Raw genomic sequence first — 14,025 nt, forward strand, 5'->3', positions numbered from 1 at the left:
TCAACGTACCTGATGATGCTTGATGTTGATAATTTCAAGACCATCAATGATACGTACGGACATGAAACAGGAGATAAAGTACTGAAAAAACTGGTGCAGATTTTGAAAAAGAATTTCCGGTCTGACGATTATATCTGCCGACTGGGCGGGGATGAATTTGTTGTGTTTATGGTGCACTCCGACGAGATGCAGCGAAAATTGATTGAAATGAAATTGGAAAAGATCAATCAAGAGTTGTCAAATCCGGATGACGGGGTGCCGTCTGTTTCTGTCAGCGTGGGCATTGTCCATGGAACCCAGGCAAGCGATGTAGAAACGTTGCTGAGCAAAGGCGACGAAGCCATGTATAAATCCAAAGAGCGGGGAAAACATACTTTTACGTTTTATGACAAGTAAGAAACGGTCACTTCGCACATAAGAAGTCAGCTGACGGCTCCACAGGCAAACCTGTGGAGTTTTTTTTCACAAGCTAAAGTGTTTTTTTCGCTTCCACTAAAGTTGGTAATTCCAGTTTTACTCATTGAAGATTTTTATGAGATAATTAAGGAGACGCTGATCAATTCATCTGCACGCTGGCCGGTGCTTTTTGTGACTGACTGCGTCAATGTCCCTCAACGCAGATGCGGCTGCGCTTTCGGGCCATTTCCTTGTCAGTCGCTAAAAGCCCTCGGTCATCGCACAAACTCATTTAATCAGCGTCTCCTTAAAAAATATTTTTCGGCAGCGTCAATTTTTGAAAGCCTGTCTTGTACATATGATAAGAGGTGTTTTCTGTGGCTGGTTTTGAGGAATGGTTATGAAACGAATTCGTGTTGATTTTTTGATTGTCGGGGCCGGGCTTGCCGGTTCCGTCACGGGATTTTTGCTGAAAAAGGCCGGCGCTGATGTGCTGGCTCTTGAACTGCTGGATGCAAAGACAAAGGATAAACTCTGCGGCGGCATGCTGTTTGAAACGACGCCTGTGCAGTTTGCACAGGTGTTTGGCGAAGGCTGCATGGATACATTGCGACCTGTGCGGATCAAACACCGGGACCGGTATGCCGGGCGTGAAAGAATCAGGGAGAAGGATGTTTTTTACGCTTTACCCCGCAAACGTCTGGACGATTACTGCCTGGAACGGTATCTGCAAATGGGCGGAATGCTGCAGGACCGGACGACGGTACGCGGGATAGATGACAGCACCGGTGTTGCCGAATGTGCCGACCTTCGCACAGGAGAGACGTTCGAAGTTGAATTTGGCCGCATCATTGGAGCGGACGGAGCCATGTCGGCAGTGCGGCGCCTGCTTACCCGAAGAAACCAGCGGGTTGGGATTGCGATGGAAGGAGTGGTTCCGCCGCTGAGCCAGGACAGTGTATTTGAATATCTTCCCCGGGAGGTCGGATACAGCTGGTACATTCCACAGGGAGAGAATGCCGTTGCAGGCTGCATCAGTTATCCTGGCAATGCGGCAATTTGCCGGAAAGGGATGAATTCGCTTTGCCGGGGTCTGCAGATAGAAGCGCCGCGTTCCGTGCGCGGGGCAGCTATCCCCATGGGAGGAGACATATTATTGGAATACGGCAGTCGGGCCAGTTTTGTGGGAGATGCTGCCGGGCTGATTGAAGGATGGTCCGGGGCGGGAATCGAGCAGGCGGTAATATCGGCGCGGCTGTTGTCCGAATCGCTGCTGAACGGAAATTCCTATACAGAAGCCATGAAACCCCAAACGGATTATATTGCGAGGTTGGCTCAAGCTACAAAGAAAAGTCTGTTTATGTACCGGTTTTTCATTATGCGTAAAGGAAAACCCGCAAAGCCGTTTGCTTAAGTAAAAAGTTTATAATTTGAACACAAATTTTATGTTTTTTTGTGGTATTATAAAAAATAAAACTGCCTATGCTGTTTTATTTAGGTTACAAGGGGGGCTTATCATGCCAATCAACAAAAACGAACTCTCAAAAGAACAAATCATGAAAGCCATGCAGTGCAAAACTTCCGATGAACTGATGGCGCTGGCGAAAGCCGAGGGCTTTGCTATTACCAAAGACGAAGCTGATGCTTACATGGCGGAACTGGCCGATATGGAATTGGACAGCAATGAACTGACGAAAATAGCGGGTGGCAAGTGCTATATGGACTGCCCCGATTTCGAATGTACCTATTAAAAAGTTGGTTCTAATCTTTATATAAAAAATTTTTCCAACTGTGTCAATTTTGTTCAATCTGTTTTGTATATATTAATAAAAGCATTTAAATTAATAATTAAAAGGAGGATTTTACGATGCCGATCAACAAAAATGATATTACCAGTGAGATGATTCAGAAAGCTCTGCAGTGTGAAACTGCGGAAGATTTGATTGCTTATGCAAAATCAGAGGGAATTGAATTAACCAAAGAGGAAGCAGAAGCTTATTTGGCAGAATTGGGTGACCAGGAACTGGACAGCGAACAGTTAAGAAAGGTAGCTGGTGGCGGAGACGGTCCATATGTGGATTGTTTTACCGATTGTTTAACAGACTGTGTGAATCGGTACACTTGATACAAGTAGAATGTAATGATAAATCCCTCGGTTTATTTATAAATAAACCAATGTCATTAAGTTAAATTAATTCCCAATTTTTCACAGTAAGTGATTCAACAGCCGTGGAATTTCTACGGCTGTTTTTTTAATATTGTTTATAATGAATACTGGTGGTAAAATAATATAAAGTTGGAAAATGTTCAAAATCAGGTTATCGCAGCGGTCATAGATTTTTATATAAAAAATTACCCTGATTGTATCAGAAGATGCTTTTTGCCTGTTGGATGTTACCGGCACAGCTTTTTATATTTGTTGTAAAATATCTGAAAAATATGATATGATTAAACGGTAATTGAACGAATCTTTATTATTCTGTACCGGCAAATCTGCCTGGCGCCTTTTTCGTGCCGGGCGCGACAGATAAAGAAGCCGGCTAACGAATTCGGAGGATGGTGCATAGCATGGAAGAGGAATACCTGAAAGTTTCTCCGGCCCGTGTGGCGCAGGCTCTCGCAGCGGACTATTTTTGCATTTATTATGTAAATACAAAAAACAATAAGTTTATTGAATACAGTGCGTCGGAGGAATACAGAGCGCTGGGCCTGCCGCGCAGCGGGGAGGACTTTATCAGTTTTTCGCGGGAACGTTTTGAGTCAATTATATATCCGGAAGATCAGGAACGGTTCCTGGATGGATTCGTAAAAGAAAAAATCATTTCGGAGCTTGACGCGCACGGCATTTACAAGCTTGCCTTCCGCCTGATGTTTAATGGAGTACCCACATACGTTCAGTTGAAGGTCACGCGCATGATTGAAAAGGAAGGAAGCCATATCGTAATCGGCATCAGCAGCGTGGATGAACAGATGAAAGCTATGGAAGCCTTTGAAATGGCGCACCATGCCAGCATCACCTTTGGGCGTGTAGCCACGGCGCTGGCCGGGGATTATTTCAGTATCTACGTGGTAGATTTGGATACGGATCATTTTGTCGAATACTCTGCCACAAAAGAATTCGACACGCTGGGAGTAGAAAAAAACGGCGAAGATTTTTTCAATCTGAGCCGGCGGAATATGTCGCGGCTGATATACGAAGACGACCGGGAACGCTTCATGGGAACGTTTTACAGGGAAAAGGTCATGTCCATCCTGGAGCGTGACAAAATTTTTACCATGAAATACCGGCTGGTGTTTGGAGATACCCCGGTCTGGGTCAGCATGAAAGCCACGCTGCTGGAGGATAACGACGGGCGGCATCTGATCATCGGGACCAACAATATTGAAGCGCAGATGGAACGCGAAGCGGAGTACCAGCGGCGCGTCAGGGAAGCGCGCACTAGCGCCAGAAATGATTTTCTTGCCAATATGTCCCATGACATCCGTACGCCGATGAATGCCATCGTGGGGTATACGAACATTGCCAAAACCAATAAGCACAAACCGGAAACGGTTGCAGACGCGCTGGATAAGATCGGCTCGTCCAGTCACTATCTGTTGTCCCTGATCAACGATATTCTGGATATTTCCAAGATTGAGAGCGGTAAAATGCAGATCAGCTATGGGCCTTGCGATTTGGCTGCGCTGTTCCGGCGTATTGAGGATATTACCGAGTTGCAGGCGAAAAAGAAATTTCTGGTCATCACGTACCGTTATGACAGTGTCCGTCACTATCAGGTTAACGCTGACGAGCTCCGCCTTGAGCAGATCCTGATCAATATTATCAGTAATGCGATTAAGTATACGCCGTCAGGCAAGACGGTGGACCTGATCGCGGAAGAGGTTCCCTCGCCGGGCGGGAAGAACAAATACCGTTTTATCATCAGAGATACGGGTATCGGGATCAAAGAGGATTATATGCCGCACATCTTTGAGAGTTTTACCCGCGAGGAAAGAACGACGGTAAACCGTATTCAGGGGACCGGCCTCGGACTGGCGATTACTGCAAAGATTGTGGAAATGATGGGGGGAACGATCTCCGTTAAGAGCAAACTGGGAGAAGGCTCTGAATTCACTGTAGAATTAGAACTGGAACCTTTGGAAACAGATAGCCCGGCAAATGCCGACAATAGCGAAAGCATAGATCTGGCTGGCCGCAGGATCCTTCTTGTGGAAGATAACGCCATCAATGCGGAAATTGCCAGGATGATTCTTGAACAATACGGGGCCGAGGTGCAACAGGCTGAAAATGGTGAAATCGGCCTGGAGGCTTTACAGGAAAAGGGACCCGGTTATTATGATGCGGTTCTGATGGATATCCAGATGCCGGTCATGAACGGATTTGAAGCAACAAAAGCAATCCGCGCGCTGGGCGGGGCATACGCAACCGCGTTGCCGATCATTGCCATGAGCGCAAACGCCTACGATGAAGATGTCCGGGATTGTCTTGCTGCAGGGATGAACGGGCCTATTGCAAAACCGTTTAACCCGGATGAACTGATGCGGATTTTGCGCAGATATATCAGCGCGGATTGAATTGCAGCATACAGGTTTAATTACATTTATATGTGTGTTGATACAAATCACAATTTGTGCGTATAGTTCATGCTGCAGGCAAAGACTTCGCAAACCCGCCCGCGATTGCTGTTCCATGGATTTATTCGCCTGTGGCTTCGGAACTCGGGACTCTGTCCCTCAAACAGCCTCGCCACGACGGCGAATTTCATTTCATGGAATGACGCAATCGCTGCCGATGGTTTGCTTATGTCTTTGTCTGCTTGTATAATCCTGAACCGAAAAATCCCAGTTTTGCTTTGCAAAGATGAGCATGATATAATTAAAAAAATCCCGGCAGCGTCAATTTTGGGAAACCTGTTTTGTATATATAATAAAAGGCATTTAAATATCATTTTCTTAGGAGGATTCTACTATGCCGATTAACAAAAATGAAATCACAAAAGAAATGCTGAAACAAGCTCTGGAGTGCAAAACTGCGGAAGATTTGATTGCATTCGCTAAAACCGAAGGCGTTGACCTTACGAAAGAGGAAGCCGAGGCGTACTTTGATGAGTTATCAGAATGTGAACTGAAAGACGGTGAACTCAAACATATTGCGGGAGGAAAGGCGCCGGGTGGCGGTGATAAAAGTATCCCTCCAGAATCCCGCTATTGAGGATTCTATGGAAAATTTCAGTTTTGCTTCAAAAATTTTAGTATGATATAATTTAAAAAAACAATTCGCAACTTGCTATTGCAATTTGCGAAAAGTTTATTAAATGAAAGATAAAACAAAAACAAAATTGATTTGACCAACATTTATTTGAATAACGGTTTGACCACATGTGGTATAATATAAGTGTAACGAGGGTTGAGGTAACCAACGTTGCACTTACTTACTTTAATATTGATTCCTGCAATGGAACCCAATTGACCATAGAGAGTGCGCGAGAGACAAGCTCGGTGACCGCACAGCAACCTGACCGGGCGCCCGGTTAAGGTGCTAAAGCTTGCATGATGGGAAGGGAAGATTCGGCCCATCAGACGATGGGCTGTTAATGTTGCGCTATAAGCCCGTCATTGCGACGGGTTTTTCTTTTGCCCTTTTTGTCAGCACCATGTGGGGGAAACCATATACAACCTTTATCTGACAGGTCATGTCGCTCGGTCAGCGGCCACAATTTTCCTGCACAGTGTGCAATAGAAAGGGCAAAGGCTTAAGGAAAGAAAGCAGAGAAAGGAGACACCGTGTTATGGATATGCAGTGTGAAAAAACGGCAACAACGATATTAGATGCAAATGCAGAAGCAGCAAGACAGTTTTTGGAGGAAGCGGTGGCGGACTTCCGGAACGATTCGCTGCAGGAGTCTCTGGAAAAGATGGTGGTACTGGAAACGCTGACCCGTGAAATGATCGGCGCAGTGAAGGAAGAAAGGGATAAGCGCAGTGAGAAAGTTATGGTTGCGCCAAAGGTGAAACGGCCTGTGCGGCACGTCATGTGGTATGAACTGAAAGACAAATACCTGCCGGATCATTGGAAACGGAACCGGGATTACCGGAATGAAATGGAAGATACCGTGTTATGCCAAAGTACTTCTCATGAAACGCGATTAGAAACATTGCCGATTAAGGAAGAACTCATCGAAACCCTGGGGTTGTCGGTACGTTCTGAAAACTGCCTGCACCGCGCGGGCATTGAAACCATAGGAAAACTGTCGGATACAACGGCAGCAGACCTGAAACGAATCCGAAACCTTGGGAAAAAATGCCTGGACGAAATTATAGAAAAGTTGGCGGAAAAAGAGTTAACGCTGCGAGAGGAAGAAACTGAAGGTGAAATAGTATCTTTTGTAGAATAATAAAAAGATATTATATTGGGAGATACAGCGAAGGAGAATCATGCTAAAATCTGAACGTCGCGAGTCACTAAAATTTAAAAAGCGTTACGGGCCCCGGCGTCATAAACTGTTGGGGATTAACAAGTGGACGCGAAAGAGAAAAGCTATTCAGGAAGAAAAGAAACAACAACAATGATTGATTGACGTTTTACAGGAGCTGCCAGGTGCGCAACTTTTTTCCGTTTATGACGACAAATCCGGAAGTTACCGGCATACGAGCGGATTTCATTTACGCAAACTATATTATTGCGTGCGTGCTTCCTCTTTTTGTCATTTTTTTATGCATACGCATGGTTAGCAACACAAAAAAGGCAGGCGCATTCACCATTTTGCTGACCGGACTGTTTGTGATGTTTCACTGGGAAGAAATGCGACCTGCTTTTATCAGTATTATAAAAAGTATTGCTGTCAACCCTCTGGCGATTTTTGGAGTGGTTTTGGGGTGCACGGGGTTTGTCGGTTTAATAAAAGGATTGTACGATGAAGAGCAGAGTGAGGAGTATGTCCACAAGAGACAGTATTGGAACGGGATCATTGTGATTATGTACCTGGGAATTGTGTTGGCCTGTCATGGGAGTGGCGGGTGAAGATCATGAAGAAGAATTGTAAAACGGAATATGTGACAGGCAATTTTATGTTTGTGGAATTTGCGAGGGAAGAAAGATTTCTTTTATATACTAACTTGTTCGTAATGTTGACGAATAATATCTAATAATAGTGTAGTATGATTTGACAATCATAAACCTGTCCATAGAGTTGGTTATGTGATAAAATACTATAGTAAGGATATATTTTGGATTAAAAAGTAATGTGGGTTAGCTATGCTATACGTGTTTTCTATCATCAACATCATAACTTTTTTCGTCTATGGTCTGGATAAACTGAAAGCCGTCAACCACTGGTGGAGGATTCCGGAGTGGGTGCTGCTGGGTCTGGCTGTGGCAGGGGGCGCTGTCGGCGCGTACCTTGGCATGCTTGTGTTCCGTCACAAAACGTTAAAGCCGTTGTTCCGGTTCGGCGTGCCGGTAATGATAATAGTACATGCGATTGTCGCAATTTACACATGGAAATAATGTTTAGGAGCGGAAAGGAATAACCTATAAAATGGATGACAGCAAACAACAAATGCCTGACAATGTACCTAAGAATAACAGAGGCCGTTATGGAATTCGCGGCAGCAGTAACAGGAGTGGGGATTTCAACCGGTATCTGTTTCTTGCCAAAACCCATGATTATATCCTGTTCTTTACCAATAATGGGCGGGCTTATATGCTGCGTGGGTATCAGATCCCGGAAGCCGGGCGCCAAGCGAAGGGGAGTGCCGTTATGAATCTGCTGCCGCTGCGTCCGGAGGAAAAGATTACGGCGGTCATCAATGTACATGATTTTGAGGATACGAAGTATCTGGTTATGGCTACCGACAGGGGAACGGTAAAACGCTGCAGGCTGGCGGAGTTTTCTTCTGTCCGGAAGAACGGAATAAAAGCCGTTACCTTGCATGACGGGGAAGAACTGATCGGCGTAAAGATAACGGACGGAAACAACTCCATCCTGTTGGGCACACGCGGTGGTATGGCGATTCATTTTGATGAGCAGGATGTACGCTGCATGAGCCGGAAGACCCATGGGGTGGCGGGCATCGATCTGCATGAAGCGGATTGTGTCGTCGCAATGGATGTGGTCCGCGATGATGCCGGTTATGTGTTGTCGGTAACGGAGAATGGTATCGGCAAGCGGACCGCGGTTTACGAATTCAAAAAGCAGAAGCGGGCCGGAAGGGGACGTATCGGTTACAAGTTGACTGCAAAAACCGGTTCGGTTGCGGGCCTGTGCGTTGTGCATGCTGACGATGAGGTGTTCCTGTTTACTGCGAAGGGCTACGTTCTCTGCGTGGATGTGGATGAGTTGCGAATGTTGCATCGCGATGCGAAGGGCGTTATTATGATGAGGTTGCGTGAGGGGGATAAGGTTACGGCGATTTGGAAGGGGACGCCGTAAGTTTTTGAGGAAGGAGTTTTAGCATGAAACAGGTTCAGTTTACATTTCAGGACGATAAAAAGCTGGAAGAAGAATTACGGAAACTCCGGCAATGGGGCAGGAGCAACTTTTGCTCGAAGGTATTGATCCAGATTTGTACAGAGATTCCGGACCGGGAACGGATCGAGCATGTATGTGAGACCATTGAGAGGCTGATGCCGGAAGCTCTCTATGCCGGCTGCTCTTCCAACGGGAATATTGTTAACGGCGATTTTTCCGGCGGGTCCATTGCGGTTATCTGCACGCTGTTTGAATATCCTTCCACTCAGGTGGAAGTGTTGCAGTATCCGCTGCAGGCTGATACACAGGAGAATGTTGTGCAAATTCTGGCGGCTGCCATGGACGAACGGCCCTGGGTCAAGGCTGTGGAGCTTCTTGTGACGATACGCGGCATGTCGATGACAACACTTTGTGAAAGCCTTTCCCATATCCGAAAGGGCGTACAGATCTTTGGCGGAGGAGCATTATGTGAGAATCTGGATCAGAATGATGCCTGCGTGTTTTCCGTGGCGGCAGGGTATCAGGAGAAGGGTATCGTTTTTATCCTCTTTGGCGGAGAAGATTTTCACGTGGAGACTTCCTTTGTCACCGGTTGGAAGCCTCTCGGCTCGTTTATGCATGTTACTGCGGCGGATGGCTGTATCCTGAAGGAACTGAATCACCGTCCGGCGTATGAAATCTATTACAAGTATTTGCATATCCGTAACGATGAGTTCTTTTTTAACAACACGCTGGAATTTCCTTTTTTGTACCGACATAACGGCATTGACATCATGCGAGCTCCGGTTGCAAGCAATCCGGACGGTTCCCTGACCATGACTTCAGATATGAGCCAGGACGTGCAGGCTCGGATTGCTTATGGGGATCCCTGGACGATTCTGGATTCCGTATGGAAAGAGGGAAATAAGATCCTAAAGTTTGCGCCGGAATGTATTTTCGTCTTTTCCTGTGCGGCTCGTCGGACTTTCTGGGGAAACAACGAGGTTGGTAAAGAAACAGAACCCTATCAGCGGATTGCTCCAACTTCCGGTTTTTACACCTCCGGAGAATTTTTACGTACTGGGGACAACGTCAATCAGCACAACGTAACGCAGGTCATTGCTGCTATGCGGGAAGGCGAACCGAAAGAGCTTCCGGAAAAGGAGCTCAGCATGGATGAACGGACTTTTGAAGGCAAGGTTTCCATAATCAACCGGATGGCAACATTTATTAAAGTTACAACGACAGAACTGGAAGAGGCGAACCGGAAGCTTAGTGAGATGGCTGTCGTCGACGGACTGACCGGGGTTGGAAATAAGACGGCTTATCTGCAAAAAATCCATTCCCTGGATGACGAGATTCGCCGGGGGACGGCTTCTTTTACTGTTTTCGTTTTTGATCTGAACGGTCTGAAGGAAATCAATGACAAATACGGGCATGAGTCCGGAGACATGGCAATTACGGATGCGGCAGAAGCGCTGAAGGAAGTGTTCGGAAAAGAAAACCTCTACCGGATAGGTGGGGATGAGTTTATTGCCGTGTTTAACGAAATGAAGAAGCCTGATACGGAACGGCGTTTTGCGAATCTGGAGCAGGCGATGAAGTCACAGAATCTGACAGGCAGGCTTTACAAGGGGCCTCTTGCTATCGCTAAGGGGGTTGCGGCTTTTTGCCCCGGAGAAGATAAAGAGTACAGGGATGTTTTCCGTCGGGCAGATCAATCCATGTATGAGGAAAAGGCTGCCTATTACAAGACGCATGATCGGCGGAGACATTGATGTTTGATAACCAGTATGGTTATGAGCCGAAATTTTGACAGAAATAAGTTTTCTGTGTGTTTTTGTAACAGGTGAGCGTCATGACTGGAATCTTTTCGCAAAAGAAGAGAGCGATACTTGCCAGGACTATCGTGCTGGGTCATTGCTGAGTATCAGGTTTTGTAGTAAAGGAAACATGCAGGTGTTAAAAATGGTTGGACCGAAACGGCAAACAAGTCCCCGGGGGTATTTTGTGGGATTGACCACGATGGATTATGTTTTTTATGTCAATTCCTATCCGCAGAAGAATTCTAAAGTAAAAACAAATCATTTCACGAGGCTCGTGGGCGGGCCGGCGGCGAATGCGGCAATCACCTATTCACTGCTGGGCGGAAACGCCACGCTGGTCACCTGTCTGGGTAACACGGCGGAGTCGGATGTGATCAAAGAAACACTGCAAAAGTTTGGCGTGACCGTGTTCAATTGCACAGAGGATGATGTCATGCCTGCCGTAGCGGCCATCGCTGTGGATCGGAACGGAGACCGGCAGATTTTCAGCGGCCAGAACCAATATAAAGCCATAAATGCTCCTGCGTTGGAAGAACCGGCGTTCTGCCTGTTTGATCTGAATCAGCAGGAACTTTCGTTAGCGGTTCTCCGCAACTGTGATTGTGAAAATGTAGTGGATGCGGGTTCCTGGAAGGGAGAGACACTTGCATTTCTCAAAAAAGCAAGTGTTGTCATTTCTTCCGAAGAGTTCAGGGATCCTGTGGGTCGTGACATTTTTTCCATCAACGAGTGCAGGAATGCAAAAAAGGCGATGACCAGGGGAGAAAAACCGGTTCTTCTGACTGACGGTGAGATTCCGGTGGCATCTGTGACCTGTGTGGACAGCCTTGCGGCCGGGGATATTTTCCACGGTGCGTTTTGTTTTGCCTATTATCATAAGCAGTTTGATTTTAAAGCGGCTCTTTCATTTGCGTCAAAAATTGCGACCGAAAGCGTAAAATATGAAGGGCCATGGGAATGGGTGAAGGGGGAGTTGAATGTGTGCTGGAGTGGAACCGAGGCAACCTCTTTAGGGAGCCGGATATAAGAACGGCGAAAGCGTTTTCCTGGCTGTTAGGGAATTGATTGGTGTTGGGGAAGAAGTAAGTTGAAAGAGAATCACGATAAAACGGATCAGTAAGTGTGATTATGTTTTTTTGTGCTGTTTAAATCGCTGGCTCGGTGTAATCACAATTCTCGTATTGAATATTTATCCGCAATTTTTTAAGGGTACGGAAGGGCCTAACCAGTATGGTGATGAGTCGAAATTTTGATAGAAGTAAGTGTCGTAAAGAAGTCAGTTTTTTTGCGGATTAAATTTAAAAGGAGGATGTCGCTATGCAGTTTGTAATTACAGCCTATGATGGACCGAATATGTTGGAGAAGCGGATGGAGGTACGGCCCCGTCACCTGCAGAATCTGTCCCAGTTGAAAGGAAAAATTCTCTGCGCCGGTGGAATTCTGGACGAGGAAGGGAAGATGAAAGGCTCTGTGATGGTGATCGATTTCGCCACCCGGGAACTGCTGGAGGAGTATCTGAAATCGGAACCGTATATCTTGGAAAACGTTTGGGCGGATGTGAAAGCAGAACCCATGAACGTGGTGATCCTGAACGGGGAAAAAGTAGGAAAGTAGGTCTGACCTGATATAATTTGGAGGTTATGCTTAGTCATGAAAGTTACGACGCTGATGGAGAACACTGCCTGCGCGGAGCAGTATGCCGCGGAGCATGGGCTGAGCCTTTTTATTGAAACAAAAAAGATAAACATATTGTTTGACTCCGGTTCTTCCGAAGCGTTTGCGGATAACGCGGAAAAGCTGGGCGTGGATTTGGGAACGGCGGATATCGCAATCCTGTCTCACGGGCATTACGATCACAGCGGCGGGCTGCTGCGTTTTTTGCAGCGCAATAAAAAAGCGCCGGTGTACGTGCAGAAAGATGCTTTCGAAGAGCATTTTAACATTGAGGGGAAAGATATCGGAGTGGATCCGGCGCTGCGAAATTCGGACCGCATCGTGTTGACGGACGGAAAGCGGCAATTAGCTGAGGGCGTCACACTGTTCACCTGTAACGGGGAAAAGCGCATCCGCCCCCTTGAGACCAACGGCATGACGGTGAAGCGGGACGGCGTTCCTCTTCCGGAGGATTTCCGTCACGAGCAGTATTTGCTGGTTGAGGAAGATGGGAGGCGTTATCTGTTCAGCGGTTGTTCCCATAAGGGCATTATCAATATCACAAACTGGTTCCGTCCGGATGTGCTGTTCGGCGGGTTTCATTTCATGGGCGTAAGTCTGGATGAAGCCGGGCAGGCGTTTTTGTCGGAAGCGGCGGACACGCTTTGCGGGTTTGATACGGTGTATTACACGGGCCACTGCACCGGGGTGGCGCAGTATGAGTTCTTGAAGCAGAAGATGGGGGACAGGCTGCATTATATTGCGTCCGGTAGCGTGGTGGAAGTGTAAAGTTTAGGAGAAAGGCAGGATAAAATGGAATCAGTTAAGGAAAATATCATTTCGCTTACGCTGGATAACTTTCAAGCAGAGGTGCTGGAATGCGACAGACCTGTGCTGGTAACTTTTTTTGCCTTGTGGGATCAGCCCTGCCGGATGCAGCAATCAGAGCTGGATTCGATAGCGGATAAGCATCCGGAAATAAAAGTGTGTAAACTGGATGTAGAAGAATACCCGGACTTTGCCCAGCAGTTTGGTATTATGATGGTTCCCACGACCATTGCATTTAAGAATGGGAAGAAGATAAAACGGGCTTCCGGTCTCAGGTTGGAGCATATTCTGCTGAGCATGGTACAGTAATAACGAACTATCAATATAAAAGGAGGGAGATTTTGTTGCATAAGAACTTGTTGAAAAAAAACGGCCGGTCTGGCGGCTGCGTTGGTGGTTTTTTCCTGCGCCTCGGTGTTTGCCGAACCGGTAGATCTGGCCCGGGAGCGGCTCGATAAATTTGCCGACTATGTGGCGGAACGCCAGACAAAAGACATCGGGTATCCGTTGAACCATAACATCCAGCTGGAAGGATTTTACAAATGGCTGACGGACCGTGGCATTTACAAGGTGATGATCAATAACGCCGGGGATCCGTACCACATTCATGGCGGCTACATGAACGCCCTGGAGTTTGAACGGGAGGTCATTGAAACCTTCGGGCCGCATTACGGCTTTGATACGAAAGATGTGTGGGGTCTGGTTTCTTTCAGCGGTACAGTTTGCTTGGCAATATTTGATCAGTAATGTTTGATTGGTAACAGCCGTGGAAATTGAACCGCTCCCCGTCAAGTAGACAGTAAAATAATTAAATATTATTTCACAGCGCTTCGACGCTGTGGCAACCGCAGATTCCGTTTGGCAGCTAAAGC

At 46.7% G+C, this 14,025-nt stretch carries 16 protein-coding genes and 1 riboswitch; all 16 genes read left to right on the top strand.

Features of this window, described 5'->3' with window-relative positions; translation table 11 throughout:
* On the top strand, positions 1-396 hold a 396-nt coding region (locus tag QZV31_RS12215; RefSeq protein ID WP_295361081.1), incomplete at its 5' end, for a GGDEF domain-containing protein.
* 400 nt (positions 397-796) lie between these two features.
* Positions 797-1,810, top strand: coding sequence for an FAD-dependent monooxygenase (locus tag QZV31_RS12220; RefSeq protein ID WP_295361084.1), 1,014 nt, complete (start codon positions 797-799; stop codon positions 1,808-1,810).
* Positions 1,811-1,913: 103 nt separating this feature from the next.
* On the top strand, positions 1,914-2,147 hold the full coding sequence (locus QZV31_RS12225) for a hypothetical protein (protein WP_295361087.1): 234 nt from the start codon (positions 1,914-1,916) through the stop codon (positions 2,145-2,147).
* 116 nt (positions 2,148-2,263) lie between these two features.
* Positions 2,264-2,521: a Nif11-like leader peptide family RiPP precursor gene (locus QZV31_RS12230; RefSeq protein WP_295361089.1), complete on the top strand. Its 258-nt coding sequence runs from the start codon at positions 2,264-2,266 to the stop codon at positions 2,519-2,521.
* A 443-nt stretch (positions 2,522-2,964) separates the two neighbouring features.
* Positions 2,965-4,971 carry an ATP-binding protein gene (locus tag QZV31_RS12235; RefSeq protein WP_295361092.1) on the top strand — a complete coding sequence of 669 codons (2,007 nt, stop codon included), beginning with the start codon at positions 2,965-2,967 and terminating at the stop codon, positions 4,969-4,971.
* A 394-nt stretch (positions 4,972-5,365) separates the two neighbouring features.
* Positions 5,366-5,608 carry a hypothetical protein gene (locus QZV31_RS12240; RefSeq protein WP_295361095.1) on the top strand — a complete coding sequence of 81 codons (243 nt, stop codon included), beginning with the start codon at positions 5,366-5,368 and terminating at the stop codon, positions 5,606-5,608.
* Between the two features lie 255 nt (positions 5,609-5,863).
* Positions 5,864-5,956, top strand: a riboswitch (SAM riboswitch).
* Positions 5,957-6,185: 229 nt separating this feature from the next.
* Positions 6,186-6,791, top strand: a complete 606-nt coding sequence (locus QZV31_RS12245; RefSeq protein ID WP_295361099.1) for a DNA-directed RNA polymerase subunit alpha C-terminal domain-containing protein — start codon at positions 6,186-6,188, stop codon at positions 6,789-6,791.
* Between the two features lie 203 nt (positions 6,792-6,994).
* Positions 6,995-7,417, top strand: a complete 423-nt coding sequence (locus tag QZV31_RS12250; RefSeq protein ID WP_295361101.1) for a hypothetical protein — start codon at positions 6,995-6,997, stop codon at positions 7,415-7,417.
* 234 nt (positions 7,418-7,651) lie between these two features.
* Positions 7,652-7,903, top strand: a complete 252-nt coding sequence (locus tag QZV31_RS12255; RefSeq protein WP_295361103.1) for a DUF1294 domain-containing protein — start codon at positions 7,652-7,654, stop codon at positions 7,901-7,903.
* A gap of 31 nt (positions 7,904-7,934) precedes the next feature.
* Entirely contained in the window at positions 7,935-8,828 is an 894-nt protein-coding gene (locus tag QZV31_RS12260; protein ID WP_295361106.1) for a DNA gyrase C-terminal beta-propeller domain-containing protein, read from the top strand.
* Between the two features lie 23 nt (positions 8,829-8,851).
* The gene (locus QZV31_RS12265) at positions 8,852-10,624 is read left to right on the top strand and encodes a diguanylate cyclase (protein WP_295361109.1); all 1,773 of its coding nucleotides are present in this window, start codon (positions 8,852-8,854) and stop codon (positions 10,622-10,624) included.
* 190 nt (positions 10,625-10,814) lie between these two features.
* A complete protein-coding gene (locus tag QZV31_RS12270) occupies positions 10,815-11,699 on the top strand; it encodes a PfkB family carbohydrate kinase (protein WP_295361112.1) in 885 nt (294 codons plus the stop codon).
* A 290-nt stretch (positions 11,700-11,989) separates the two neighbouring features.
* A complete protein-coding gene (locus QZV31_RS12275) occupies positions 11,990-12,286 on the top strand; it encodes a YciI family protein (protein ID WP_295361115.1) in 297 nt (98 codons plus the stop codon).
* A gap of 36 nt (positions 12,287-12,322) precedes the next feature.
* Entirely contained in the window at positions 12,323-13,114 is a 792-nt protein-coding gene (locus tag QZV31_RS12280) for an MBL fold metallo-hydrolase (RefSeq protein ID WP_295361118.1), read from the top strand.
* 24 nt (positions 13,115-13,138) lie between these two features.
* A complete protein-coding gene (locus tag QZV31_RS12285; protein ID WP_295361120.1) occupies positions 13,139-13,462 on the top strand; it encodes a thioredoxin family protein in 324 nt (107 codons plus the stop codon).
* An 84-nt stretch (positions 13,463-13,546) separates the two neighbouring features.
* Entirely contained in the window at positions 13,547-13,900 is a 354-nt protein-coding gene (locus tag QZV31_RS12290) for a hypothetical protein (protein WP_295361123.1), read from the top strand.
* The last annotated feature ends 125 nt before the right edge of the window (positions 13,901-14,025 follow it).

The sequence above is a fragment of the uncultured Succiniclasticum sp. genome, from assembly GCF_902793885.1.
Lineage (GTDB): Bacteria > Bacillota > Negativicutes > Acidaminococcales > Acidaminococcaceae > Succiniclasticum.

Excerpts from the sequence above, each read along its gene's own strand:
- QZV31_RS12280 (WP_295361118.1), top strand. The coding sequence starts at position 12,323 with ATGAAAGTTACGACGCTGATGGAGAACACTGCCTGCGCGGAGCAGTAT.
- QZV31_RS12240 (WP_295361095.1), top strand. The coding sequence starts at position 5,366 with ATGCCGATTAACAAAAATGAAATCACAAAAGAAATGCTGAAACAAGCT.
- QZV31_RS12220 (WP_295361084.1), top strand. The coding sequence starts at position 797 with ATGAAACGAATTCGTGTTGATTTTTTGATTGTCGGGGCCGGGCTTGCC.
- QZV31_RS12225 (WP_295361087.1), top strand. The coding sequence starts at position 1,914 with ATGCCAATCAACAAAAACGAACTCTCAAAAGAACAAATCATGAAAGCC.
- QZV31_RS12265 (WP_295361109.1), top strand. The coding sequence starts at position 8,852 with ATGAAACAGGTTCAGTTTACATTTCAGGACGATAAAAAGCTGGAAGAA.
- QZV31_RS12285 (WP_295361120.1), top strand. The coding sequence starts at position 13,139 with ATGGAATCAGTTAAGGAAAATATCATTTCGCTTACGCTGGATAACTTT.
- QZV31_RS12230 (WP_295361089.1), top strand. The coding sequence starts at position 2,264 with ATGCCGATCAACAAAAATGATATTACCAGTGAGATGATTCAGAAAGCT.
- QZV31_RS12275 (WP_295361115.1), top strand. The coding sequence starts at position 11,990 with ATGCAGTTTGTAATTACAGCCTATGATGGACCGAATATGTTGGAGAAG.
- QZV31_RS12245 (WP_295361099.1), top strand. The coding sequence starts at position 6,186 with ATGGATATGCAGTGTGAAAAAACGGCAACAACGATATTAGATGCAAAT.
- QZV31_RS12235 (WP_295361092.1), top strand. The coding sequence starts at position 2,965 with ATGGAAGAGGAATACCTGAAAGTTTCTCCGGCCCGTGTGGCGCAGGCT.
- QZV31_RS12260 (WP_295361106.1), top strand. The coding sequence starts at position 7,935 with ATGGATGACAGCAAACAACAAATGCCTGACAATGTACCTAAGAATAAC.
- QZV31_RS12270 (WP_295361112.1), top strand. The coding sequence starts at position 10,815 with ATGGTTGGACCGAAACGGCAAACAAGTCCCCGGGGGTATTTTGTGGGA.
- QZV31_RS12255 (WP_295361103.1), top strand. The coding sequence starts at position 7,652 with ATGCTATACGTGTTTTCTATCATCAACATCATAACTTTTTTCGTCTAT.